Annotated in this window: 27 protein-coding genes; 20 read left to right on the forward strand and 7 right to left on the reverse strand. The window is 62.6% G+C overall.

What is annotated here, in order from left to right; all coding sequences use genetic code 11:
• The first annotated feature begins 1 nt into the window (after position 1).
• From VSR82_RS07860 to VSR82_RS07940, 17 genes are all read left to right on the forward strand, one after another.
• Positions 2 to 685 (forward strand): phage adaptor protein, encoded by a 684-nt coding sequence (locus tag VSR82_RS07860; protein WP_498857601.1) that lies wholly within the window; start codon positions 2 to 4, stop codon positions 683 to 685.
• Positions 685 to 2,199: a hypothetical protein gene (locus VSR82_RS07865; RefSeq protein WP_498857602.1), complete on the forward strand. Its 1,515-nt coding sequence runs from the start codon at positions 685 to 687 to the stop codon at positions 2,197 to 2,199. The genes VSR82_RS07860 and VSR82_RS07865 overlap by 1 nt, the downstream gene beginning before the upstream one ends.
• Positions 2,196 to 2,528, forward strand: a complete 333-nt coding sequence (locus VSR82_RS07870) for a hypothetical protein (protein ID WP_498857603.1) — start codon at positions 2,196 to 2,198, stop codon at positions 2,526 to 2,528. The genes VSR82_RS07865 and VSR82_RS07870 overlap by 4 nt, the downstream gene beginning before the upstream one ends.
• Before the next feature lie 5 nt (positions 2,529 to 2,533).
• The gene (locus VSR82_RS07875; RefSeq protein ID WP_498857604.1) at positions 2,534 to 2,938 is read left to right on the forward strand and encodes a hypothetical protein; all 405 of its coding nucleotides are present in this window, start codon (positions 2,534 to 2,536) and stop codon (positions 2,936 to 2,938) included.
• Positions 2,935 to 4,152, forward strand: coding sequence for a tail fiber domain-containing protein (locus VSR82_RS07880; protein ID WP_498857605.1), 1,218 nt, complete (start codon positions 2,935 to 2,937; stop codon positions 4,150 to 4,152). The genes VSR82_RS07875 and VSR82_RS07880 overlap by 4 nt, the downstream gene beginning before the upstream one ends.
• An 11-nt stretch (positions 4,153 to 4,163) precedes the next feature.
• Entirely contained in the window at positions 4,164 to 4,544 is a 381-nt protein-coding gene (locus VSR82_RS07885; RefSeq protein ID WP_498857606.1) for a hypothetical protein, read from the forward strand.
• Between the two features lies 1 nt (position 4,545).
• The gene (locus VSR82_RS07890) at positions 4,546 to 6,528 is read left to right on the forward strand and encodes a hypothetical protein (RefSeq protein WP_498857607.1); all 1,983 of its coding nucleotides are present in this window, start codon (positions 4,546 to 4,548) and stop codon (positions 6,526 to 6,528) included.
• Entirely contained in the window at positions 6,525 to 8,540 is a 2,016-nt protein-coding gene (locus VSR82_RS07895) for a hypothetical protein (RefSeq protein WP_498857608.1), read from the forward strand. The genes VSR82_RS07890 and VSR82_RS07895 overlap by 4 nt, the downstream gene beginning before the upstream one ends.
• A gap of 215 nt (positions 8,541 to 8,755) precedes the next feature.
• The gene (locus tag VSR82_RS07900; protein WP_498857609.1) at positions 8,756 to 9,577 is read left to right on the forward strand and encodes a tail fiber domain-containing protein; all 822 of its coding nucleotides are present in this window, start codon (positions 8,756 to 8,758) and stop codon (positions 9,575 to 9,577) included.
• On the forward strand, positions 9,574 to 10,035 hold the full coding sequence (locus VSR82_RS07905) for a hypothetical protein (RefSeq protein ID WP_498857610.1): 462 nt from the start codon (positions 9,574 to 9,576) through the stop codon (positions 10,033 to 10,035). The genes VSR82_RS07900 and VSR82_RS07905 overlap by 4 nt, the downstream gene beginning before the upstream one ends.
• Before the next feature lie 10 nt (positions 10,036 to 10,045).
• On the forward strand, positions 10,046 to 10,345 hold the full coding sequence (locus tag VSR82_RS07910; RefSeq protein ID WP_498857611.1) for a hypothetical protein: 300 nt from the start codon (positions 10,046 to 10,048) through the stop codon (positions 10,343 to 10,345).
• Complete coding sequence (locus VSR82_RS07915) at positions 10,338 to 10,553, forward strand: hypothetical protein (protein WP_498857612.1); 216 nt, start codon at positions 10,338 to 10,340, stop codon at positions 10,551 to 10,553. Before VSR82_RS07910 ends, VSR82_RS07915 begins: the two co-directional genes overlap by 8 nt.
• Positions 10,554 to 10,632: 79 nt before the next feature.
• On the forward strand, positions 10,633 to 10,914 hold the full coding sequence (locus tag VSR82_RS07920) for a hypothetical protein (RefSeq protein ID WP_498857613.1): 282 nt from the start codon (positions 10,633 to 10,635) through the stop codon (positions 10,912 to 10,914).
• Positions 10,911 to 11,384, forward strand: a complete 474-nt coding sequence (locus VSR82_RS07925; protein WP_498857614.1) for a lysozyme — start codon at positions 10,911 to 10,913, stop codon at positions 11,382 to 11,384. The genes VSR82_RS07920 and VSR82_RS07925 overlap by 4 nt, the downstream gene beginning before the upstream one ends.
• Entirely contained in the window at positions 11,381 to 11,581 is a 201-nt protein-coding gene (locus VSR82_RS07930) for a hypothetical protein (protein ID WP_184142631.1), read from the forward strand. Before VSR82_RS07925 ends, VSR82_RS07930 begins: the two co-directional genes overlap by 4 nt.
• 31 nt (positions 11,582 to 11,612) lie before the next feature.
• Positions 11,613 to 12,068, forward strand: coding sequence for a hypothetical protein (locus VSR82_RS07935; protein ID WP_498857615.1), 456 nt, complete (start codon positions 11,613 to 11,615; stop codon positions 12,066 to 12,068).
• Positions 12,068 to 12,649: a lipase family protein gene (locus tag VSR82_RS07940; protein ID WP_498857616.1), complete on the forward strand. Its 582-nt coding sequence runs from the start codon at positions 12,068 to 12,070 to the stop codon at positions 12,647 to 12,649. Before VSR82_RS07935 ends, VSR82_RS07940 begins: the two co-directional genes overlap by 1 nt.
• Before the next feature lies 1 nt (position 12,650).
• Here the strand turns inward: VSR82_RS07940 and VSR82_RS07945 are convergent, their stop codons facing one another.
• The 7 genes from VSR82_RS07945 to VSR82_RS07975 all read right to left on the reverse strand — a co-directional run bounded on the left by VSR82_RS07945 (position 12,651) and on the right by VSR82_RS07975 (position 19,301).
• Positions 12,651 to 13,610, reverse strand: coding sequence for a class I SAM-dependent methyltransferase (locus tag VSR82_RS07945; protein ID WP_498857617.1), 960 nt, complete (start codon positions 13,608 to 13,610; stop codon positions 12,651 to 12,653).
• A gap of 17 nt (positions 13,611 to 13,627) precedes the next feature.
• Entirely contained in the window at positions 13,628 to 13,906 is a 279-nt protein-coding gene (locus VSR82_RS07950) for a hypothetical protein (RefSeq protein ID WP_498857618.1), read from the reverse strand.
• Between the two features lie 207 nt (positions 13,907 to 14,113).
• Positions 14,114 to 15,133 (reverse strand): D-cysteine desulfhydrase family protein, encoded by a 1,020-nt coding sequence (locus VSR82_RS07955; RefSeq protein ID WP_410850196.1) that lies wholly within the window; start codon positions 15,131 to 15,133, stop codon positions 14,114 to 14,116.
• A gap of 78 nt (positions 15,134 to 15,211) precedes the next feature.
• Positions 15,212 to 16,408 (reverse strand): aminotransferase class V-fold PLP-dependent enzyme, encoded by a 1,197-nt coding sequence (locus tag VSR82_RS07960; protein ID WP_429456074.1) that lies wholly within the window; start codon positions 16,406 to 16,408, stop codon positions 15,212 to 15,214.
• Between the two features lie 27 nt (positions 16,409 to 16,435).
• The gene (locus tag VSR82_RS07965; protein ID WP_429456073.1) at positions 16,436 to 16,909 is read right to left on the reverse strand and encodes a RidA family protein; all 474 of its coding nucleotides are present in this window, start codon (positions 16,907 to 16,909) and stop codon (positions 16,436 to 16,438) included.
• 104 nt (positions 16,910 to 17,013) lie between these two features.
• Positions 17,014 to 17,925, reverse strand: coding sequence for a transcriptional regulator GcvA (gene gcvA / locus VSR82_RS07970; RefSeq protein WP_368583044.1), 912 nt, complete (start codon positions 17,923 to 17,925; stop codon positions 17,014 to 17,016).
• Positions 17,926 to 18,005: 80 nt separating this feature from the next.
• The gene (locus tag VSR82_RS07975; RefSeq protein WP_429456072.1) at positions 18,006 to 19,301 is read right to left on the reverse strand and encodes an L-fuconate dehydratase; all 1,296 of its coding nucleotides are present in this window, start codon (positions 19,299 to 19,301) and stop codon (positions 18,006 to 18,008) included.
• Positions 19,302 to 19,493: 192 nt separating this feature from the next.
• Between VSR82_RS07975 and VSR82_RS07980 the strand changes: the two genes are divergently transcribed.
• From VSR82_RS07980 to VSR82_RS07990, 3 genes are all read left to right on the forward strand, one after another.
• A complete protein-coding gene (locus VSR82_RS07980) occupies positions 19,494 to 20,255 on the forward strand; it encodes a GntR family transcriptional regulator (protein ID WP_368583041.1) in 762 nt (253 codons plus the stop codon).
• A gap of 90 nt (positions 20,256 to 20,345) precedes the next feature.
• Complete coding sequence (locus tag VSR82_RS07985) at positions 20,346 to 21,863, forward strand: sugar ABC transporter ATP-binding protein (RefSeq protein ID WP_368583040.1); 1,518 nt, start codon at positions 20,346 to 20,348, stop codon at positions 21,861 to 21,863.
• Between the two features lie 13 nt (positions 21,864 to 21,876).
• Positions 21,877 to 22,905 (forward strand): ABC transporter permease, encoded by a 1,029-nt coding sequence (locus VSR82_RS07990; protein WP_013092574.1) that lies wholly within the window; start codon positions 21,877 to 21,879, stop codon positions 22,903 to 22,905.
• Positions 22,906 to 22,912: the final 7 nt, after the last annotated feature.

Genomic DNA, 22,912 nt, shown 5'->3' on the forward strand with positions numbered 1-22,912 from the left:
CATGACCTTCTTTGTCCCGGCAATAGGCAGCGGCACGCCAGCAGGCGTAGCCGGAGTCTACGATTACAGCTCGCTGAAGCAGGCCGTCAACGATTGGTTCGCGCGCTCGGATCTGGGCAACTTTATCGACTATTTCATCCAGATCGCGGAAGCGGATATCTACCGCGACGTCTTCACGCAGAACCAGGGCAAAGGCGTCCAGCCGATGGAGGCTACGTTCAATTCGACGACCATCGGAACCGGAACGCCGCTGCCTGCTGGCTACGTCGGCATGAAGATCATGCTGCTATCGAGCGGCGGCCAGACGTTCGAAGTCGAGCGCAAGACGCCGGAGTTCATCTATACGCAGTATCCAGACCAGACGGGCGCGGGCGCACCGCAGTACTTCGCGCGCGTTGGGCAGAAATTCGTGTTCGGGCCTTATCCGGACTCGGCTTACACGCTTACCGGCACGTACTGGCAGAAGTCCGCGCAGCTCACCGTATCGAACAGCGTCACGTGGATGACCAACACGATTCCGACGATCCTGCTGGCCGCCGTCAACCGCGCCGCGGCGCGCTTCAATAAGGATCAGGAAGCGTTCGCCCTGTGGGAGACCCTCTATCAGCAGCAGATCGCGAGCTTCATCCTGGCCGATAAGGCCGAAGAGCTTTCCGGTTCTTCTCTCGCCATGGTGGCCGCCTGATGCTGCTCCCTATCGCTGATTTTGCACCGGACCTGCCGCCGAACAATTCGAGCGGCGCGTCCGCGAACATCGTGAACCTGTTCCCGCGCACGAGGGAATCCTGGGGACCGGTCGGCACGCTCTCGACGTTCAGCAGCAACGCGCTCGACTCGCAATGCCTCGGCGCGATCACCGCGATCGATTCGGGAGCGAACAACTACCTGTTCGCCGGCACGTCCGACAAGCTCTATGAACTAGCACCCGGAAACACGGGATTTACCGATGTGAGCAAGGGCGGTGGCTATTCTTTGCCGAGCGGCGAGCGCTGGGCGTTCACGCAGTACGGTCAGCGCGTCATCGGCGCGGCCGAGGGGCAGAACCTTCAGTCGTTCGTGCTCAACTCGAGCAGCGCCTTTGCTGATCTCGCGGCCGCGGCGCCGCAAGCCCGCTATATCTGGACCATCAAGGATTTCGTGATGGTCGGCAATACCTTCGACGGCACGAATGGCGCGCAGCCTCAACGCTTGCAGTGGTGCGCGATCGACGATCCGACGACCTGGCCCGTCGCGGGAAGCAACGCCGAGGCGCAACTGCTCGCCGGCTCGCAGATTATTCCCGGCGATCAGGGCTGGATCATGGGAGGCGTCGGCAACCTCGGTAACGCCGACGGTGCGGTCTTCTTCGAACGCGGGATTTTCCGCGTCGTCTTTCAGGGCTCGCCGACGGTGTTCGGGTTCTACCCGGCTGAAGGTGTGCGCGGCACGCCGTGCCCGAAGAGCATCGTGCAGCTTGGCGCGCTGGCCTATTACATCGGCGAGGATGGCTTCTATGCGTTCGACGGTGCGGTCTCGCAGCCAATCGGCGTTGATCGCGTCGACAAGACGTTCTGGGCCAACGTGAACGATGCGTATCTGGCGAACGTCGTCGGCGCCGTCGACCCGATTAACCGCCTCGTCATGTGGCTGTATCCATCGAACTCAGCACCGAGCGGCATTCCTGATTCGCTGATCGCGTTCAATTGGGCGCTCAACAAGTGGGGCTTCGCGCAGGTCAACGCGGAATACATCATGCGTGCGATCACGCAGGGCTATTCGCTCGATTCGCTTGACAGCACCGGTTACAGCCTCGACACGCTGCCATTTTCGCTTGACTCGCGAGTGTGGACCGGCGGCCAGGTGCTGATGGGCGCATTCACGCCTTCGCACAAGCTGGCGTATTTCACCGGCTCGCCGGCCAATGCGACGGCCGACACGGTCGAACTCGAACCGTTCGGGGGCACCGGCAAGCGCGCGTTCCTGAAGACCACGCGGCCGATGATCGACGGCGGCTCGCCGACGGTGCAGATCGGCATGCGTAATCGCCTGATGGACGCGCCGACGTTTTCGACCGCGAGCGCGATAAACGAGAACGGTGAATGTCCGGTGCGCGCCGACGCGCGCTATCTGCGCGGTCGCATCCAGACGACCGGCAGCTTCACGCACCTGCAGGGAATCGAGATCCCGCAGGACGCGCTCGATATGACGGGCTCGCGATGAGCAAGGGCTATCCGGGCGTCGTCCTGGCGCTCTCGAACGAGAAAGAGCATCGGCGCCAGCTCGCGCAGGCGCTCAACAACCAGCTGCAGGGCAAGCTGAATGTCGTGATTCAGGTGACGCTCGCGGCGAACGCGACGAGCACGACAGTGACGGATAACCGGATCGGCGCGAGCACGGGCCTCTTCTTCTCGCCTCTGACATCTGATGCAGCAGCGGCACTCTCTGGGCTCTATGTGAACGCGGCAGCGCAGACCAAGGGAAGCGCGACGCTGCAGCACGCCAGCTCAGCAAGCGTTGACCGCACCTACAACGTTCTTCTCATCGGCTAATTCCCATGCTCTACGGCATACAACCCACCGAGATCAATGCGGTGTGGGAAGAGGTGCGCCCGTGGATCGAAGCGGCGTGCAGGCGCAACCGGGGCAAGTACGACGCTGAAGACATTAGGGCAGGTCTTTTGACGGGTGAGGACCAGCTCTGGATATGGAAGTCGCCAACAGCTTTTGCCGTTGGCATCACCCGACTCGCGAACTACCCGAAGCAGCGGGTCTGCACACTTCGCATCGTCACCGGCAGGAATGCGGCCGAGTGGGAAGGCGAAGCGATGGAGACCATCGAACGCTGGGCCAAGGCGAACGGATGTCACGCGATGGAGCTTTGTGCGCGACCCGGATGGTGGAGACGACTCCGCACCCGGGGATTTGAAAACACACACCTCTATCTGGAGAAGTCGCTATGAGCAACGGCGGCGGCAATACCACGACGACCACGAACGCTACCCCGTGGTCCGGGCAACAGCCCTATATCTCGGGCGTTTTCGACCAGGCGGCGACCCTCTACGGCAACAATTCCGGGAACAACTTCGCGGGCACGGTCGCGGGATTCTCGCCGCTGCAAAGCCAGGCGATGGGGATCACGCAGGGCGTCGCGAACGGGACGAATTTCGGTAACGCCTCAACAGTGAACAACTCGGCCGGAGATTACACGACGAACCTGCTGAACGGCAGCTACCTGAATTCGAATCCGTCCAATGCGCAGCTTTCAACACTGGGCGGCAATAACGCTGGTAACAGCTCTCTGACCTCATTTGCCAACGGGTCGATGATGAGCAACCCCTACATGGCGCAGGCGCTTGGTGCGGCAAATGACGCGATCACGCGCTCGTATCAGACCGCCACAGCGCCGCAGACGGCGAGCGCGATGGAAGCGGCCGGCCGGTATGGATCTGGTGCCTATCAGAACGCGGTCGATCAGAACCAGCAGAACCTCACGCAGCAGCTCGGCAACGTCGATGCGGGCATGCTGAACAACATGTACCAGACGAACATGGGGAACATGCTGTCGGCCGCGGGCACGCAGTCAGGCCAGCAGCTCGGCGCGCTCTCGGGTCTCAGCGGCAACTACAACACCGCAGCGCAGCAGCAGTTGCAGGGCTCCTTCAACGCTCCAAACCTGGTCAACTCGGTCAATGGGGAGATCTCCAACCTTTACAACATGGGCGGCAATCAGCAGGCGCTGCAGCAGCAGATTATCAATGCACCGTGGCAGCAGCTCGGCAACTACTCGAACCTGATTCAGGGCAACTACGGTGGCACGACGACATCGAGTCAGCCGTATTACTCGAATCAGGCGGCCGGCGCGCTCGGTGGCGCGGCGAGCGGCGCGGCGATGGGCAGCATGTTCGGGCCCTGGGGAACCGGCGTCGGTGCGGTCGCGGGCGGCCTGATGGGTGCGTTCTCCGATCGTCGTTTGAAGCTGGACATCGAAAGCACGGGCTCGCGCCTCGTGAACGGCCTGCCGCTCTATCGCTTCCGGTATGTGTGGGACGCGCCGCACGTGCGTCGCACTGGCGTCATGTCGGACGACGTGCGCATCGTCATGCCGAGCGCGGTATCGCGCCACGCAGAGAGCGGCTTCGACCGCGTTGATTACGCCGCGATCGGCGCGCTGTGAAGGAGCGAACCATGAACTATCCGTACTTTGGCTTCCAGACGCCGGCCGCAATGCAACAGGCGCAGATGCAACCGAACCCGATGTTCAATCCCGCGACGTCGTATCAGGGCGCGATGCCCGCCGGACTGTTCGGTGTCGGCGCATCGCCGAGCGGCTCGGTTCAACAGGGCGCGACGGCGAACATGAACCTGATGGGACCGCTCGCGGGCATGGGAGCAGGTCTGCTCGCGCAATCGCAGAACCACAATCAACCGGTCAACATGGGGCAGGCTCTGGCACCGGCAGCCATGAGTCTGATGATGAAGAACCCGCAACTCATGCAGCAGGGTGCTCAAGGCTTTCAGGGGCTGATGGGCAACATTGGCAATCTGTTTGCTGGCGCAGGGAGCTGACATGGCAGATCTTTTCGACGGATCGCAGGGCGCGGGTCTGATGGGTCTCTACGCCAATCCGCAGACGGCTGGATTGCTCGGACTCGGTCAGGGGCTTCTCGCGGCCTCTGGCCCTTCGCGCATCCCGGTCAGCATGGGGCAGGCGTTGGGCAGCGGCGTTCAGGGCCTGCAGCAGGGCATCGGTAACGCGGTGCAGAACCAGCGGCAGATGCTCATGATGCAGGCGCTTCAGGGAGCCTTGGGCGGTCAAGGTGGCCAACCGGCGAGCGCGCCGACCATGACGCCGTCGCCGGCCGTCACCGGTGCGAGCAACACAGGCCCGATGTCCGGTCTGATGGCCGGCATGGGCTCTGCCGCACCGATGCCGCAGGCGGCCGCGCAGAACGCACAGGCGGCGTATCCGGCCGCTCCGCAGGGCGCCGCGGGCTCGATCTTCGGTAACTCGCCGCAGCAACTCTGGCGGCAGGGCTATGCACTGTCTCTCGCGGGCTTGCCGGTCGGCGCGGAAATGATGAAGATGGCCGCGCAGTACGATCCGACGCTGCAGGCGCAGTTGCCGACCGACGCGACGAAGATGGGCACGCAGGCAGGCATGACCGGGCCGCAGATCCAGCAGGCCAACGCTGATGCGCTCGCGAAGACCAACGCGCTGTCGATCCGCCCAGGCGGCGGTGTATTGATCGGCAACCGGTTCGTCACGATGCCGGGAGCGGCGCCGGCGGGCTACATGAACCAGCAGGGGCCGGATGGTAGTTGGTCCGTCGTTCCGGTCCAAGGCGGCGCCGAGGCGGTGCGCGGCAGCGCGGCGGCGCAAGCCGGCGGCAAGGCGCAATACAACCTTCAGCAGGTCTGGGACCCGACTGCGAACGGCGGCCAGGGTGGCTTCGTCTACCAGTCGACCGCGAACGTCGCGGATGCCACGGGCGGCAACGGCGCGGCGCCGACTGTACCGGTGGGCATCCGCAACAACAACTTCGGGAACATCAAGGGAGCCGACGGCCAGTTCGCGACGTATGCGACGCCGCAGGATGGCATCAATGCGGCTGATCAGACGCTCGCGACGTACGGAGCAAAGCACGGCATCAATACGATCGCGGGCATCGCCAACCGATGGGCACCGAAGGGCGATGGCAACAATGACCCGGCCGCGAAAGCCGCAGCGATCTCGGCCGCGAGCGGCGTCGGCGTCAATCAGCCGATCAACCTCAGCGACCCCGCGACGCGCGCGCGCATCCTGCCGGCGCTGTTCGACACCGAGACGCCGGGCTGGCGTAACGCGATGGGCGGCGGCGCACCAGCGGCGCAGGGAGCGCCCGCGCACGGGCCGATGGCGGCGCAGCCTCCGCTAGGCCAGACGTCCATGTCAAACGAGGCGCAAGCAGCATCGGCTAAGGTTATGGCAGATGACTATCAGAACATGCAGGGAGTGCGGCAGAACGCTCCGACCGTGCTGCAAGCCTACGATCACCTGCTCGACCTTGCAAAAACGGGAGGATGGCAGGGATGGGCTGCAAATGGTGGGCTCACAGGCAAGCTCATGAGCACCGACGCGGCGACATATGCTTCGCCTGCCGCTGCCGAATACGACAAGACGCGCGCATTCCTGATTAATGCAGGGGGCGCAGCAATGGGCGACCACAATACCGACGCGGCGCGCGCAAACCTCGATCGAATGATCCCGGAATTTGGCAAGCCGACGCAGGCAAAACTGGACGGAATCATGCAGGGGCGCAACCAGGTCGCGATGTCTGCGCTACGCGCCAATGTGATGACGCCGCTCTTTCAGTCCGGTGACTCAAAAGCCTATACGGGACTGGCCAATCAGTTCGATACGACGGTGAAGCCGGAGATGATGCCGACGATTGCGCCCATCATGCAGATGACTGGGCCGCAACAGCAAGCGGCTGTTCAAGCGGCCGTGAAGGCCAATCCTGCGCTGAAGCCGGCATTCGAAACGCTGTTCAACGCCGGGATGCTGAAATGAGCGCGTTCGACGATTACCTCGCCGCGCCTGCGAAGGGGCCTGCGCAGTCGTTCGACTCGTATCTCGGCGCGTCCGCACCTGCGGCACAACCGGCGGCGCCACCACCGCGAGCCGCGCAAACGACCACTGCGCCGACCTCGCAGCCCGGCATGCTTGCATCAGGGTTGATCGGTTTCGGCAAAGGGCTTGGCAACACCGTCGCGGGCCTCGAGCAACTGGCCGGGAAGGGGATCGGCGCAGTCGGGAACATGTTCGCGCCCGCGCCAACGATGTCTGGGCTAATCACTGGGCAGCAGCCTCAGAACCTGCTCCAGCGCGCCGGCAACTACCTGAACAACGACGCGAACTGGCAGCTCGGGCAGATCAAGAGCGGCACGGCAGCGGCCGAGGCCGCGCACCCGATCGCGACTGGCGTCGGCAATGTGGCCGGCCAGATCGCGGGCACCGCGCCGACGATGATGGTCGGCCCGGAGTATGCCGGGCTGTCGATGGCTGGCCGTCTCGGCCTTGGCGCGGCACAAGGCGCTGCAGGCGCGTCGATGATGCCGGTCGAGAATCCGGGCGATAACTTCTGGACGCAGAAGGCCGAGCAGGCTGGTCTCGGGGGTGTGCTCGGCGCCGCGACGCCGCTCGTCGCTGCTGGCGCACGTGCGGTAGGCAACGGCGTGTGGAACGTCGCGCGCCCGGTCATCCAGCCGGGGCGCTTCGTCGGCGAAGGGCTGGCCGGCGCGATGGATCCGGCGGAAGCCGCGACGGCGGCGCAGAACATCCGCAGCGCGCAGACCTTCGTTCCCGGCAGCGTGCCGACCACCGCGCAAGTGGCGCAAACGCCGGTCATGGTGCAAACGGAGAAGGCGGCCGGCAACATTCCCGCCTTCAAGACGGCAATGGCGCAGCGGGCGATTGATAACAACGACGCGCGCTGGCAGGCGCTTATGGGCGTTGCGCAGGATCCGCATTGGCAAGCTATAGCGGCGGCTTCATCTACGCCTCAGACCGCGATAGAAGCGGCGCAGGCCGCGCGCGACGCCGCTGCGACGCCGCTCTATCAGCAGGCGCACCAGGCAACAACGAACGTCGGGCCCGCGTTCATGCGCTACGCGCAGATCCCCGAGATGCAGCAGGCCATGCAGACGGCGCAGCAGAATGCCGCTCTGGATGCCGCTGTGGGGCGTGGCGTACCGCCAGTGTGGCCGCAGCAAGGCGGCAGTCGTCAGATCAACGGCTCCGCGCTCGATTACACCTCGCGCGCGCTCGGCGACATGATCAGTGACGCGCAACGCAATGGTGCGACCTCGCGCGCGGCGTCGCTGTCAGCGCTCAAGAGCAACGTCGACAACTGGACGCAGCGCTACATTCCTGGCGTTCAGGCTGCGAAGCAGGCATACGCGCAGGGTAGCGTGCCGATCAACACGATGGAGGTCGGCCAGCAAATCGCCAACGGCCTCGGCACGCGCGCGATGAATGCCGGCGGCGCTCCCGAAATCCAGATGATGCCGTTCCGCAGCGCGCTTACGCGGGCCATGAGCACCGGCAACGCGGCGACATATGGAATCGACGCGAACGCGCTGAACACGCTTCAGGGCATCGGCCAGGACCTGCAGCGCGCGACGGTCTCGAACTCGATCAAGTCACCCGGCAGCGACACCGCATACAACCTCGCGGCTAATGGTTGGCTCGCGCGGCAGCTTTACGGGCCGACATTCGGTGGTGCGGGGAACGTAGGGAAAGCGGCTGGCGCGATCGGCGCGTTCGCGCTTGGTCATCCAATGGTGGGACTCGGGATTCTCGGCGGTGGGAACAGGATTGGCCAGATGGTAGGGAACCGGCTTCAGGACCGGCTAACGGGTCTTCTGATGAACCCGGACACGGTTCTGCCGTACCTCGACGCTCGTGCCGCCGCGGCGGGTCAGCAGGTTCCAGGCGCGCGTATGCAAGGGCTCCTGAACTACGGTCGTCCAGCCGCCGTGAACGGGCTTCTTGGCGGCTTCCAGAATGCCCCCAACCAATGACACGAGCGCCACGATGCCCAGCTTGACCAGTCCGACGATCAGAACGTCGTGCATTAAAACCTCCGAACCCCGCCGCGTGCGGGGTTTTTCATTATAGGTGATCCGAAATGGCGATGTCTCAGTGGTCCACTACGCCGGCCAATAACGCGACGGCCGGATCGATAAATTGGGCGGAAGGTCAAGCGCCGTCGACCGTCAACGACAGCGCGCGGCAGATGATGGCCGACGTCGCGGTATGGTTTGCAGCGCCGGAATGGCTGAACTACGGCTTCACGCTGTCCTACGTGAGCAGCACAGTATTTTCTACGGCCGGCGACCAGCGTCAGACATTCACGGTCGGGCGCCGCGTTCGGGCTATTGTGACCGCTGGCGCGATCTACGGGACGATCGCATCAGTCGTCTACACGTCGTCTACAGCGGTCGGGGTGACCTGGGATTCCGGAGCGCTCGACAGCGGCTTGTCCGAAGTCGATATCCATATCGTCAATCCGGCGCTGCACCAGAACTTCTCGTTGCAGACGCTGACGCTCAATGAACCGGGCAACGGCAACAGCACATTGACGATCAACGGTGCGACCGACTCGATCGGCGCGCACATCAAAATGATCGGCAACGGTGCCACGGCGCCGAATAAATACCTCACGGTTCTCAACGGCGTCTTTCAGATCGTCAATAGCGCCCACAATCTGGGCCTTCTGACCATAGACGACAGCGGCAATACGACGGCAACCGGAACTCTCAGCGGCAGCAATCTCACCGCGTCTTCCGACGAACGCCTCAAGTGCGATTGGGAACAGCTTGCACCTGACTTTCTCGACTGCCTGGCGGGGCTCAAGAGCGGCACCTATACCCGCGTCGACACGAACGAACGGCAGGTCGGCGTCGGCGCGCAATCGCTGCACGCGTTTCTCCCTGAAGCGGTGTTGTCGGACGCTAAAGGGATGCTCTCCGTTGCATACGGCCACGCCGCTCTCGCAGCGTGCGTTGAGCTGGCGAAGGAAGTCGTTCGTCTGCGCGCGCTCGTGGAGGCGAAATGACGCTGCCGGCGAGTTTTCCATTGCGCATGGATCAGGTCGCGACCGAACTTGGGCTGTCGCTGCCACTATCGATGAATCACGCGTGGGTGCTCGCGCTCGCGCAGAAAAGCGGATTGCCGGTGAGCTTTAGCGATCTGCTTGGCAAGACGGGTCGGTTTGACGGCAACCTGGCGACCACTTCAGCTAATAATGTGAACGTCGCGTTTATATCGAATGCGCCATTTTTTGGCGGGACTATCGCCTTTATTAGAACCGATTTTGGCGTCAACGAGACAGATATAAGTTTTAACACTACTCCAAATTGGACCGGGCCGATTCTGATAACAAATCACTCGAGCGGCGTTTCGGCAAGAGTTCCATATGTTGGTTCTGGCAGTTGGTTTTTGAGCGGTGCAGTCGCCAATCTTATTCGCACAGGCGCTACCGCTGACGCGTTCACTATTCAACCTACCAGCTAACGGGGTTCTAATGGATCAGGCCATGCTCATTGCAGAACTGCGCGCGCGTCAGGACGCTGCGGACGGCGCTATTGAAAAGCTCGACGCGCGCGTCACGCGCCATGACGAGATCATCGGCGAGTTGCGTGAGGCCGTTGCCAAGGTCGCGACTAAAGACGACGTCGCCGCGCTGCGCAAAGACATCAACGAGACGTTCTACCAGCAGCTGAAGGAAGCGCACAGCTCGATCCCCGCGAAGATCGGCCTGCTGATCGCGGCAGCCGCGCTGATCGCGCCAATCGTGGCTCTCTTCGTCTCGCACCATGGATGAAATCACGGAAGGCCGCCTCGAGCTGCTCGAAAGTCGGCTTGACTTCCACGATCAGCGACTCGATGCGCTGGAGTCCGCAGAGGCAGACGAGAGCGCAGAAGAGAAGCACGCCGAAGGGATGCGCCTTAACTGGCTCGTCGTCGCGCTGTTCGTGCTCGAGGTGCTGACCGGCGCATTTCAGGTCTGGTGGGGAATGCATCATGCCTAGCCTTTCGCGCCTGTATCTCTCGTTTCGCCATCCCCGCGTATTCCTTGTTGCGCTCGTGACGTTCATTGGTGTCTCGCTGGTGCTGCACTTCGTGCGCGGCTACGACGCTGACTGGGGCGCCACAAACCTGACGCTGTCGATCGAAGCCTCGATCGCGAGTGCAGTACTCACGATGATGGCCGAGAAGGCTGCGGAGATGCAGCAACGCATCGCCGAACAGATGCGCCAGATGCTCGAAAGCCTGCTCGCTATGGCTGAAGCGGCGCGCGAGCGCGACGCCGAGCAGCTCGCGCTCATGCGCTCCATGAAGGAGGCCGATGAACGCCTCCTGAAGATTCTCACCGAAGGAGAACAGCAATGAAGTACTCACAGGACGGACTGCACCTGACCGAGCAGTTCGAGGGGTTCCGCGATACCGCATATCAGGACGAGGGCGGTATCTGGACGATAGGTTATGGCCATACCGTCGCCGTGCATCCCGGCATGGTCTGCACGCAGGAACAGGCGATCGATTGGCTGATGGATGACGTCTCCGCCGCCGAGAACGCAGTGAACCTGCTGGTCAAGGTCGGCCTGACGCAGGATGAGTTCGACGCCCTCGTCGACTTCACCTTCAACTGCGGCATCGGCAACTTCCAGCGCTCGACGCTGCTCGCGAAGCTGAACACGAACGACATCCAAGGCGCGATCGACGAGTTCGAGAAGTGGGACCAGTGCGACGGGAAGGTCGTGGCCGGCCTGCTGCGCCGGCGCAATGCCGAGCGCGCGCTGTTCACGCTCGGAGCCGATTTCTCAAAGGAGGTTCAACCTCAACCGGAGTCCGCGCAATGAATCAGACCTCACCCGTTTCAACGGGCGCATCGGCCGTTACCGGTGCAATGCTGGGCGGCTGCATCGTCTGGATCTGCCAGGCGGCGAAGCTCCCGGCGCCTCCCTCTGAAGTTGCTGGAACCATGGGCGCAATCGTGCTGACGGCCGCGCACTACGTCGTCAATCTCATCAACGCCCGCAACACCCCGAAGCAGTAACCCTCCCTCACCACTCCCGAAGGAACTCACCATGAAGATGCTGCGTATTGCGGCAGGCTTGGCCCTGTCCGCTTGCTTTGTCATGTTCGCCGGCTGCACGCCCCCTCAACAGGCTCAGGTCGCAAGCGCCGCGACCGCGATCAACGCTCAGGTGAAGAAGGCCTGCTCGGTGTTCAATCCAGTCGCAGATGACGTGACCGCGCTGTATGCGCTCAATCCGAAGGTCGACGCGGCGATCGACGGTGTGAAGGCGCTCTGCGTTGCGAATGCCTCGATCGATCCGACGTCGGTGCAGACGCTGTCGGATACGACGCTGCCTGCGGCTATCAAGGCGCTTGCATCGCTACCCGGCATCACTGCGGCGCAGATCCAGCAGGTCGGCGGCATCCTGACGCTCGTCAACACGACGCTCGCGATCGGCCTGCAGGTCTATGGCCAACCCACGGCGCCCGCAGCCGCTTCGGCACGAGCAGCCGCGAGCCAGTAATGAACGCGCGCGACTTCGCGCTGTTGGCCAGCGAGGCCTATACCGCGGCGCCGGACATCGGCAAAGCGGATAGCGCCTCGCGCGCCATCGTGCGCCAGACCGAAGCCGGGCTCGTCGTGGCCTTTCCGGGAACGGACAACGTCGCCTGCTGGCTCACGGATCTCGATGCTGTCCCGACGGCCGTCGACGGCGCCGGAGACGTGCACCGCGGGTTCTGGCAGGCATGGCAGGCTATCGCGGGCGACGTGACAGCGGCGATTAGCGGCGAGCCGGTGACGTTCGTCGGTCACTCCCTCGGCGCTGCGATCGCGATCTGCGCCGCTGTCTCGCTGATGCTAAACGGGCAGCAGCCGCTCGCGGTGTATGCGTTCGAGCCGCCGCGCGTCAGTCCCGGTGTCGGCGTGCGCACGCTGCTGGAGGGCGTGCCGCTGCATCTCTACCGCAACGGCAACGACGTTGTTCCAGACGTCCCGCTCGGCTGGCAGCACGCCGCGCTGCTCACGCGCATCGGGACGCCGCTGCTGCCGTTTCCCAACGCGCGCGACCATGCAATCGAGCGCGTGATTGCCGCGCTGTCGTAGGTCAGGCCTCGACGTACTGATCGGCCGTATGGTCGGAGAACTCGACGTCGCGCCGCTGTAGCGCTTTCGGCGCGATATCGAGCAACACATCCCGGTATTCCTTCGCGAACGGCTCGAAAGCGCATAGCAGCTTGTTCGTGATGAATGCGACCGGGCGCAGCTTCGTCGGGCCATCCATGAACCGCACGGCTCCGGTTATGATGCCGGGCCATTGCGGGTTCAGGATGTCGTCGATCGAAATGATGCCTTCTGGCGTGAGCGTCGCTTCCGCGAGCGCCAGATCGTTCAACAGCACGTCGCGCGTGTGGCCGCCATCAATAGAGAAAAACCGCACGCGGCCCATCTCCAGAATGTCTGCCGGCTTCACGTCGAGCGATGACCGCTTGATGATGCGAACAGGAGCATCCGGGCAGTACTTCCGCGCATTCTCCAGGAATGACCGTTCCGTCAGGCTGTGAATCGCTGACGAGCCGACTTCGTCGTATCCCTTCAGATCCAGGTTCTTCGCCTGCTCGTCGAACACGTCAATGGCGATGGCGCTCTCACCGGTCTGAACCGCCGTGGCGAGCCCAGTCAGATACTTCCCGTGATAGACCCCAATCTCCGCGATGTGGCCGCGATAGCCTTTGCCGGCCTGATACTGCGCCAGCGCTGCGGACATGAGCGCCGCCGTCGGCGATAGCCATCCTTCTATCCCATCGAGATCCCTTAGCCATGCCACCGCTCGCGGACTGAGATTTGTGCTCGACTCGCCGCTGATCCTGCGATGCGGCGCGCGACCCCGGAATTCTTCAGAACCGGAGACACCCATAACGAGATCGTAAGTGCTGTCGCACCGTTCGACCCACGATGCAATAGCCTGCTCGTTTTCCGGTTCGCGCTCAAGCATGAGCCGGTATGCGGAAACCACGTCGTCTCTTGTAATCATCGTCGTAATGTGGTGTAAGGGATAGGGCGCCAATTATAGCCGCCGCGTTCCTACGGTTTCTGGAACTGCTTCATTTCCCGTTGGGGCCAAGGTTGATAGCCGTCGATCAGCGAGGCATTCGGATCTGGCGACCAGTAGCTGCCGCCCATGCCGCTTGCGCCGGCCGCCGCTGCGCCGGCTGACGAACTCGACGAGCCGCCGAATGCGCCAGCGGCGGCGCCGACTGCGCCATTGTTGCCGCCACCGTGGTGGCCATGGTTGGCCGAAGCGGTCGAGGCGTGAGCGGAAAGGGATGCGAACAGCATCAAAGCGAAGATTACGGATTTCATTTGGGTTCCCCAATTGGCGTGTGGATTACCCATGGATTACCCACGGGTCGTCGCAGCACCGCCAGATAAGGAACTGAAATCCCGCCCTGGGCACCATTTCGAATCGTCGGTTCGAATCTTCAAGCGCTTCGCGCTTTCTTCAGACAACGGCGGCCCGTACCAGACCATCGCGTTGTCTCTGCTTCTTCTGCGGCTCACTTTCATCGCTCAGAACTCGTTCCGATAGGCAAATAGCCCCGGAAGCCCGCCGCTCATCACGAATAGAATCTTCTGTCCCGCAGAATACTTGCCCGTATTCACGTTTTCGACGACACCCGCAAATGCCTTGCCGCTATACACGGGATCAAGCAGTAGACCTTCCGTCGCTGCCATCAACCGAACCGCAGCGCGCATGTTATCGGTCGGAATGCCATAGCCGGGTCCAAGCTGCGCTTCGTCGATCGAGATCGCGTCATCACTCACGCTAAGGCTTCGATCGATCAGTCGAACCGTCTGATTCGCTTTCTCCAAAGTAACCGTGCGCGCATGGCCGGCATTCCCATACACCGTGAATGCGGCAAGACGTGACGGATCGAGGCCCAGCGCAACAAAACCCGCAACCAGTCCCGCATGCATGCCGCCGCTTCCGTTCGGCACCACGATGCGATCGAAAGCCACGTTTTGCGCGTGCGATTGCGCGACGATTTCAGCGGCGCAGTCTGCATAGCCGAGGCAGCCGACCGGGCTCGAACCACCCAACGGACACACATACACGTTACGGCCCTGCGCTCGCAATTCGCTCGCGCGTTCCTCGGCGAATTGCAGTGCGTTGGCCGTGCCGGGAAGATCATGTACGCGCGCATCGAATAGCGCATCGAGCAGCACGTTGCCGTTCTCCATGTAGTCGTGATCGGAACGGGGCACGGCTCTCGTCAGCACCAGTTCGCATTGAAGTCCGACGCGAGCCGCCGCGGCCGCCGTCAGGCGCGCATGGTTCGATTGACGTGCGCCGACGGTAATGATGGTGTCCGCGCCACACGCGAGCGCTTCGCCAATCAGGAATTCGAGCTTGCGCAGCTTGTTGCCGCCGCCACCCAGTCCCGTCAGATCTTCTCGTTTGACGTAGATGTCCGCGCCGCCGAGGCGAGCGCTCAGACGCGCAAGGTGCTGAATTGGCGTCGGGCCTTCGAGAAGCGCGTGGCGCGGAAACCTTGATAAATCGAGGCGGTGCGATGAGGCGGAGTTCATGGTCGTGGGCGGGCGAGAGGGTTGAAAGAGACGCTTCTATTCACTTGACCGACGCAAAGTTTGCATTGAGTACAGTACTCAATGCGTCAACGTCCGTATTCCAGCCAGCAATTTATCAACTTCGGCGTCGGTGGTCAGATAGCTAACCGATGCGCGCGCGATCTGCGTCAGCCCTCTGATCGTCATATCGAACGGTGTATATGCGACGCCATTCGAGCCGATCGTGATGCCCTGCGCAGCCAATGCGCGTCGCACCGACATGGCGTCGAGTCCGGCGACGTTGAACGACACCAGACCGGATCGTTCGACACCCTGGTCGAGTACGGACACGCCCGGCATCGCGGCCAACCGCTCGCGCAATGTCTGCGCGGTCCGATCGATCTGCGCGCGGATGTTGTCGATGCCGATTTCCAGCGCTTCGTCCAATGCATTCGCCAATCCGCAATGCAGTGCAATCGACGCTTCCGATGATTCGAGACGCGCGGCATCGTCGCGCAGTACCGGTTCGCCATTGGCGTCGAGCGGCGCGGAATAAGTGTCGACGAAGGCCGGCGTCAAGCGGGGCAGAAAATCCCGCCGGACGTATAACAGTCCGGTGCCGCGCGGTCCGCGCAGTGCCTTGCGGCCCACGCCCGCCAGCACATCGCAGCCGACTTCGACGACGTCGATCGGCAGTTGCCCGATGGCCTGCGCCGCATCGATGAAATACGGAATGCCGTGACGGCGCGCTACCTGCCCAATCGCGGCAGCCGGATTGATCAGTCCGCCATTGGCCGGCAGCCACGTGAGTGCAATCAGTCGGACCCGGTCGTCGAGCATCGCTTCGAGTGCGCGAGGATCAACCCTGCCGCTGGCATCGGAAGGAATCGTCTCTATCGATGCGCCCGCGTGCTGCGCCAGAAGACGCATCGTCGCGAGATTGCCGCCCCATTCGTGCCGCGCGACGAGGATGCGTTGCCCCTCGCGCCACGGACCAAACGCCGCGAAAGCTGCGCCCCATCCCGACGAGTTGCCGGTCGTCAGTGCGATCTCGGCAGGCTGAGCGTTAAGCAGTCGCGCGGCGAGCGTGCGCGCCCGCTCGGTCTGTTCGCCGGCAGCCGCGCCTGCTTCCATGGGTCCCATCGACGCTTCCCGCAACAGATGCACGTGAATCGCTTCGAGCGTGGCGGCCGACGGCAGCGACGCGCCCGCATGATTGAAATGCGTGGTACTGAGGACACCGGGTGTGCGGGCACGTATTGCGTCGATGGCTGCGGGCGACAGCGGAGAGGACATTGGCGGCTCCGAGTGTATGAGTGGAATTCAGGCATTCTTCAATGCGACAACCGCTTCGACTTCGACGGCGACTCCCGCCGGAAGCGACGCGACACCGACCGCGCTGCGTGCGTGACGGCCGACGTCGCCGAAGATTTGCACCATCACGTCCGACGCACCATTGGCAACCGTGCTCTGCGCAGTGAATGCCGGTGTGCTCGCGATGAACACGTTCAGGCGCACAACACGGGCCACGCGTTCAAGCCGGTCGCCTGTCGCCGCGACGATCTGCGCGACGACACCGAGCGCAGACAGCCGCGCGGCCTGAGCGCCTTCGGCGTCGCTGATATTGTCGCCGAGACGCCCGAGATATGCAGGCTGTCCGTTGTTGCGCGAAATCTGACCGGAAATGTAAAGCAGATTGCCTTCTTGCACGAAGGGCACGTAATTGGCGGCGGGTGCGGTCGCGGATTCGAGCGTCAGGCCGAGGCTGGCGGCGCGGGAGCTAATCGAGGAGGTCATCGGAAGGGTACCGTGTTAGTGACGGGAAAGCTTCGATGCTATCGATTCGCGCCGCACCCGACCAACGAATTATCGTGCCCGACGCATGAGCCAAACTAATGCGTTCAGCCGAGCCGGTCCTGCTGCGCCGTTTGCATGATCCACGAGCGGAACGCGGTCGCGGCGGCGTCGAGCTTGCCTTTGCGCGTGACGAGCCACCAGCCGATGCGCGGATCGTCGAGCACCGCGTCGGGCAATGCCGGCACCAGCGAGCCTTGCGCGAGCTGCTGCGCGATCAGCCGATGGCGGCCCATTGCGATGCCCTGTCCGGCCAGCGCCGCTTCGACGACGATGTTGTAGTCATGCAATTGCACGCGTTGCGCGTCGCCGAGAGCGAGGCCGGCATGACGCGACCATGCTTCCCATTCGAACGAATGCGTCGAATACGAAATCAGCAGCGGGAAACGCAGCAGGTCCAGTGCTTTGCGCGGACGCTTTCTGCCGGCAAGCAGCGACGGACTGCACACCGGCGAAAGACGCTCGGACATGAGCCTTTGCGAAGCGACACCCGGCCAGCCGCCGCGTCCATAACGAATCGCCACGTCGACTTCGCCGCCCGGCACATCGGCGAGTGCGATGTCGGGCCGCAATTGCAGTTCGATGTCCGGATGCGCGAGCGGGAACGTATGCAGACGCGACGCGAGCCAGCGACTCGCGAATGAAGACAGCAGGCCCACGTTCAGCGTTTTGCGTTCGGTGGAGAATGCGCGCACTTCGCTGGTGCCGAGCCGCAGCAGTTCGAACGCCGCGTGGACTTTCGCATAGTACGCGCGGCCGGTCCCGGTGAGTTCAATCGCGCGCGTTTGGCGCTCGAATAGCGCGATACCCAGATCGGCTTCGAGCTTCTGGATATGGTGGCTCACCGCGCTTTGCGTGACGAACAGTTCTTGCGCCGCGCGGCTGAAACTCAGGTGGCGCGCGGCGGCTTCGAAGGCGCGCAGCGAAAGCAGAGGCGGCAAGGGTCGGGCGGTGCGCATCGAATCGGGCGATAACAGCGTGAGCGAAGTCTGCCGTTATACGCCTGATGCGACGCAATTAGAACCCTTACCGTCGACCTTCATTCCTGCCACGCCGCGCCTTCCGGATACCAGTACTTGTCCAACGTCCCTTGAATCATCTCGATGCTATAGCCCGGCCGTTGCGGCGGCATGTAGTGCCCGTTGCGGATCACCACGGGGTCCACGAAATGCTCATGCAGATGATCGACATATTCGAGCACGCGATTTTCGAGCGACGCCGACACACAGATATAGTCGAACAGCGAAATATGCTGCACGTACTCGCACAAGCCGACGCCACCCGCATGCGGGCACACCGGCACTCCGAACTTCGCGGCCATCAGCAGTACGACGATCACTTCGTTGAGTCCGCCGAGCCGGCAACTGTCGATCTGGCAGAAGTCGATGGCTTGCGCCTGCAGCAGTTGCTTGAACATCACGCGATTGTGGCAATGCTCGCCGGTTGCGACGCCGATCGAGCCGAGCCGCCGGCGAATCGCCGCATGACCGAGGATGTCGTCGGGACTGGTGGGTTCCTCGATCCACCACGGGTCGAACTCGGCGAGACGACGCATGTTCGCGATCGCTTCATCGACGTCCCATACCTGGTTCGCATCCATCATCAGCTTCAGGTTCTCGCCGATCTCTTCGCGCAGAATGCGCGCGCGCCGCACGTCTTCTTCCAGGTCGCCGCCGACCTTCTGCTTGAAATGCGTCCATCCCTGCGCGACGCCTTCGCGCGCGAGCCGGCGAATCTTTTCGTCGTCGTAGCCGAGCCAGCCCGCCGAAGTGGTGTAGGCCGGATAGCCATGCGCGAGCATCTCCTTTTCACGCTCGCCTTTGGTTTTCGCATGACGATGCAGCATCGCAAGTGCTTCGTGCGGTGTGATCGCATCGGTCACATAGCGAAAGTCGAGGCAGCGCACGAGTTCTTCCGGAGTCATGTCGACCAGCAGCTTCCAGACCGGCTTGCCGACGGATTTTGCCCACAAGTCCCACACCGCGTTCACGACCGCCGCGGTGGCAAGGTGAATCGCGCCTTTGTCCGGGCCGATCCAGCGCAGTTGGCTATCCGAAGTAAATGCACGCCAGAAAGCGCCCATATTCGCGGCGATATCTTCGAGCTTTTTGCCGACGATCAACGGCGTGAGTGCATTCACGGCAGTCACGCAGATTTCATTGCCGCGGCCAATCGTGAACGTGAGGCCGTGGCCGGTTAGATTCGGCGTGTCGGTTTCGAGCGTGACGTAGGTGGCGGAGTAGTCCGGCGCGGCATTCATCGCGTCCGAACCGTCCAGCGAACGTGAGGTGGGGAACCGGATGTCCCGAACGGACAGCCTTGTGATCGTCGTCATCTGCGCACCCTCCGGGGCTATGGCTATCGGCTTGTCCGTCTGCGGACGCAGACGGATCGGCTACCTGCGCACGTCTCCATGCGCGCGTTTCTGCCGCGTGTACGGGTAAGCCCTCGGTTCCCAGATACCAGGCATCCCTAGGTATTCCCCAGGCATTTGTACGCGTTGACAACGCGGCATTCACTTTCTAGCATGCTAGCATGTTCTCTCGAAATCAAGGCCTCCGTGAACTCGTCAGCCGAACTGGAGAATGCCGCCGGCAGTCCTTATGTCGCACTGCAAAAAGTTGGCGGCGGCGAGCGCGGCAGTTTGACCGACGCGGTCGAGGCGGCGTTGCGAGAAGCGATTGTTACCTTGGCGTTGGAACCCGGCATGATGATCGACAAGATGGCCGTGTGCGAAAGGATGGGCGTGTCGCGCTTTCCGGTGTCGTCCGCGTTGGCAAGGCTTGCGCATGCGGGTCTCGTCGAGGTATTGCCGCAGCGCGGCACGCGCGTCAAACCGATTGCGCTCGACGACATCCGCCAGCATCTGTTCATCCGCAGCGCACTGGAAGTCGAGACGGTGCGCGGCGTGGCGCGAATGCACGACCGGGCGACGCTGGACGCGTTGGCCAGCAATCTCGACCAGCAGCGCAGTCTGGCTGGAAGTGGTGAACGTCTGGCGTTTCATGCGCTCGATCTGGCTTTCCATGAAATCCTGCTCGACGCGGTGAAGCTGCCGCGCGTGAAGGAAATCGTCGCGGTGTCGCGCAATGCGCTGGATCGCGCGCGGCAATTGCTCGCAAGTCCGGAACGGCTCGTGCATACGCTGGAAGAGCACGAGAGCATCTTCAAGGCCCTTTGCGCCGGCGACGGCGATGCGGCGGCCAAAGCGATGCACGATCATCTCGACCAGGTGGTCGCCGAATTGCACCGGTCCGCAAAAGAGAGGCCCGACCTGTTCGCGCCTTGAATGAAAGCTGCAATGAAAGCCGTTGTCGAGTCGTAAGAAGCTCCACCGAAAAAGCGTTGGTGATATAGGCAGCCGTCGACAGATCAGCACATGAACCCACTCATTTCCGTCAACAAGCTTTGCAAGAGCTTTCCGGGCGTAAGAGCACTTCATGACGTCCGCTTCGAACTCATGGCCGGCGAGGTCCACGCGCTGATGGGCGAGAACGGCGCGGGGAAGTCTACGCTGATGAAGATTCTTGCCGGCGTCTATACGCGCGATTCCGGCGAAATTCTCTTCGACGGCAAACCCGTCGACTTTCAAGGTCCGCGCGACGCGCAAGCGGTCGGCATCGGCATCATTCATCAGGAACTGCAACTGATGAATCATCTGAGCATCGCGCAGAACATCTTTATCGGCCGGGAGCCGCGCAAGGGTCTCGGTCTGTTCCTCGACGAAGACAAGCTGAATGCGCAGGCACGCGAGATCCTGGCCCGCATGCACGTGAAGCTCGATCCGCGCACGATAGTCGGCACATTGACCGTCGCGAGTCAGCAGATGGTCGAGATCGCGAAAGCCCTGTCTTTCGATTCGCGCGTGCTGATCATGGACGAACCCACCTCCGCGCTCAACGATGCCGAGATCGCCGAGCTGTTCCGGATCATCCGTCAATTGAGAGAGCGCGGCGTCGGCGTCGTCTATATCTCGCACAAGATGGACGAGCTGAAGCAGATCACCGATCGCGTCACCGTGATGCGTGACGGCGAGTATGTGGCCACCGTGCCGACCGAGGGCACCAGCGTCCAGACGATCATCGGCATGATGGTCGGACGCACGTTGGGCGACATGACGCCGGTCGAGAGCGCGCCGGTAAAAGGCGAAGTCGCACTCGAAGTGAAGAATCTCGTCGCGGGTCCGCTCGTGCGCGACGTCAGTTTCGAATTGCGCAAGGGCGAAATACTCGGCTTTGCCGGCTTGATGGGTGCGGGCCGTACGGAGGTCGCGCGTGCGGTGTTCGGCGCCGACCCGATCGAATCGGGCGAGATCTTTGTGAAGGGCGTGAAGGCGTCGATCAAAAGGCCCAGTGATGCGGTCAAGCGTGGCATCGGCTACCTGTCGGAAGATCGCAAGCGCTTCGGCCTGGCTACGGGAATGGATGTCGAATCGAACATCGTGATGTCCGATCTCGGCAAGTTCCTGTCGCTCAATATGTTCCTGCGCAGCGGGCAGATTCGCAAAAGAGCGCAGCACTTCATCAAGCTGCTTGCGATTCGCACGCCTTCGGCGACGCAGCAGGTTCGGCTCCTGTCGGGCGGCAATCAGCAGAAGATCGTGATTGCGAAATGGCTCGAGCGCGATTGCGATGTCCTGTTCTTCGACGAACCGACGCGCGGCATCGACGTCGGCGCGAAAAGCGAAATCTACAAGCTGCTGCGCTCGCTGGCGGCGCAAGGCAAGGCGATCGTGATGATCTCCTCCGAGCTGCCCGAAGTTCTGCGCATGAGCGACCGCGTCGTCGTGATGTGCGAAGGGCGCATTACCGGCGAACTGTCTGCCAGCGAAGCGACGCAGGAGCGCATCATGCATCTCGCGACGCAGCGCGAATCCCTGAAAACGGCACAAGCCTGAAGAGGTCTATGACATGACAATGCAAACGGATACCGCGGCGCTGGACAACGAACGGCGCACTTCCGGGCTGAAAGCGCGAATCTTTGCGCCAACCGCCGTGCAAAAGATGCTCGCGTTCGCGAGCCTCATTCTGCTGCTGGTGTTCTTCAGCTTCGCGTCACCGGCCTTCATGCAGATGGACAACATCCTCGGCATTTTGCAGGCGACTGCCGTGAACGGCGTGCTGGCGATCGCGGCCACGTTCGTGATCATCACGGGCGGTATCGATCTGTCGGTCGGTACGTTGATGACGTTCACCGCCGTGATTTGCGGTGTATTTCTCACGTACTGGCATCTGCCGATGTGGATGGGCGTACTCGCGGCACTGGCGACGGGCGCGGTGTGCGGCACGATCTCGGGCACGCTGACCGCGAAAATGAAGATCCCGCCATTCATCGCGACGCTCGGCATGATGATGCTGCTCAAGGGGCTTTCGCTCGTCGTGTCGGCCGACAAGCCGATCTATTTCACCGATACCGAGAACTTCTACCGTATTTCCCAGGACTCGCTGATCGGCTATTTTCTGCCGAGCGTGCCGATTCCGAATGCGGTACTGATCCTGTTCTTTCTCGCGATCGTCAGTTCCATTACGCTCAATCGCACCGCGCTCGGCCGCTATACGTTCGCACTCGGCAGCAATGAAGAGGCGGTGCGGCTCTCGGGCGTCAATGTCGATCGCTGGAAGATCGCAATTTACGGCGTGGGCGGCGCGATCTGCGGCATCGCGGGTCTGTTGATCGCGTCGCGGCTCAATTCCGCGCAGCCGGCGCTCGGTCAGGGCTACGAGCTCGATGCGATCGCCGCAGTCGTGATCGGCGGCACGTCGTTGAGCGGCGGTTCGGGCACGATACTCGGAACCATCATCGGCGCTTTCATCATGAGCGTGCTGACCAACGGGCTGCGCATCATGTCGGTCGCGCAGGAGTGGCAGATCGTCGTGACGGGGTTGATCATCATTCTGGCGGTGTACGCGGACATCCTGCGGCGCAGCCGGGGAAGTTGATGTAGCA

It is taken from the genome of Burkholderia sp. JPY481, assembly GCF_038900515.1.
Classification (GTDB): domain Bacteria; phylum Pseudomonadota; class Gammaproteobacteria; order Burkholderiales; family Burkholderiaceae; genus Paraburkholderia; species Paraburkholderia youngii.

Coding starts and splice junctions, on each gene's coding strand:
- VSR82_RS07960 (WP_429456074.1), bottom strand. CDS start 16,408: ATGTCCTCTCCGCTGTCGCCCGCAGCCATCGACGCAATACGTGCCCGC.
- VSR82_RS07915 (WP_498857612.1), top strand. CDS start 10,338: ATGGATGAAATCACGGAAGGCCGCCTCGAGCTGCTCGAAAGTCGGCTT.
- VSR82_RS07980 (WP_368583041.1), top strand. CDS start 19,494: ATGCTAGCATGTTCTCTCGAAATCAAGGCCTCCGTGAACTCGTCAGCC.
- VSR82_RS07935 (WP_498857615.1), top strand. CDS start 11,613: ATGAAGATGCTGCGTATTGCGGCAGGCTTGGCCCTGTCCGCTTGCTTT.
- VSR82_RS07950 (WP_498857618.1), bottom strand. CDS start 13,906: ATGAAATCCGTAATCTTCGCTTTGATGCTGTTCGCATCCCTTTCCGCT.
- VSR82_RS07860 (WP_498857601.1), top strand. CDS start 2: ATGACCTTCTTTGTCCCGGCAATAGGCAGCGGCACGCCAGCAGGCGTA.
- VSR82_RS07940 (WP_498857616.1), top strand. CDS start 12,068: ATGAACGCGCGCGACTTCGCGCTGTTGGCCAGCGAGGCCTATACCGCG.
- VSR82_RS07910 (WP_498857611.1), top strand. CDS start 10,046: ATGGATCAGGCCATGCTCATTGCAGAACTGCGCGCGCGTCAGGACGCT.
- VSR82_RS07875 (WP_498857604.1), top strand. CDS start 2,534: ATGCTCTACGGCATACAACCCACCGAGATCAATGCGGTGTGGGAAGAG.
- VSR82_RS07925 (WP_498857614.1), top strand. CDS start 10,911: ATGAAGTACTCACAGGACGGACTGCACCTGACCGAGCAGTTCGAGGGG.
- VSR82_RS07985 (WP_368583040.1), top strand. CDS start 20,346: ATGAACCCACTCATTTCCGTCAACAAGCTTTGCAAGAGCTTTCCGGGC.
- VSR82_RS07990 (WP_013092574.1), top strand. CDS start 21,877: ATGACAATGCAAACGGATACCGCGGCGCTGGACAACGAACGGCGCACT.
- VSR82_RS07965 (WP_429456073.1), bottom strand. CDS start 16,909: ATGACCTCCTCGATTAGCTCCCGCGCCGCCAGCCTCGGCCTGACGCTC.
- VSR82_RS07865 (WP_498857602.1), top strand. CDS start 685: ATGCTGCTCCCTATCGCTGATTTTGCACCGGACCTGCCGCCGAACAAT.
- gcvA (WP_368583044.1), bottom strand. CDS start 17,925: ATGCGCACCGCCCGACCCTTGCCGCCTCTGCTTTCGCTGCGCGCCTTC.
- VSR82_RS07870 (WP_498857603.1), top strand. CDS start 2,196: ATGAGCAAGGGCTATCCGGGCGTCGTCCTGGCGCTCTCGAACGAGAAA.
- VSR82_RS07900 (WP_498857609.1), top strand. CDS start 8,756: ATGATGGCCGACGTCGCGGTATGGTTTGCAGCGCCGGAATGGCTGAAC.
- VSR82_RS07880 (WP_498857605.1), top strand. CDS start 2,935: ATGAGCAACGGCGGCGGCAATACCACGACGACCACGAACGCTACCCCG.
- VSR82_RS07895 (WP_498857608.1), top strand. CDS start 6,525: ATGAGCGCGTTCGACGATTACCTCGCCGCGCCTGCGAAGGGGCCTGCG.
- VSR82_RS07930 (WP_184142631.1), top strand. CDS start 11,381: ATGAATCAGACCTCACCCGTTTCAACGGGCGCATCGGCCGTTACCGGT.
- VSR82_RS07955 (WP_410850196.1), bottom strand. CDS start 15,133: ATGAACTCCGCCTCATCGCACCGCCTCGATTTATCAAGGTTTCCGCGC.
- VSR82_RS07905 (WP_498857610.1), top strand. CDS start 9,574: ATGACGCTGCCGGCGAGTTTTCCATTGCGCATGGATCAGGTCGCGACC.
- VSR82_RS07890 (WP_498857607.1), top strand. CDS start 4,546: ATGGCAGATCTTTTCGACGGATCGCAGGGCGCGGGTCTGATGGGTCTC.
- VSR82_RS07885 (WP_498857606.1), top strand. CDS start 4,164: ATGAACTATCCGTACTTTGGCTTCCAGACGCCGGCCGCAATGCAACAG.
- VSR82_RS07975 (WP_429456072.1), bottom strand. CDS start 19,301: ATGACGACGATCACAAGGCTGTCCGTTCGGGACATCCGGTTCCCCACC.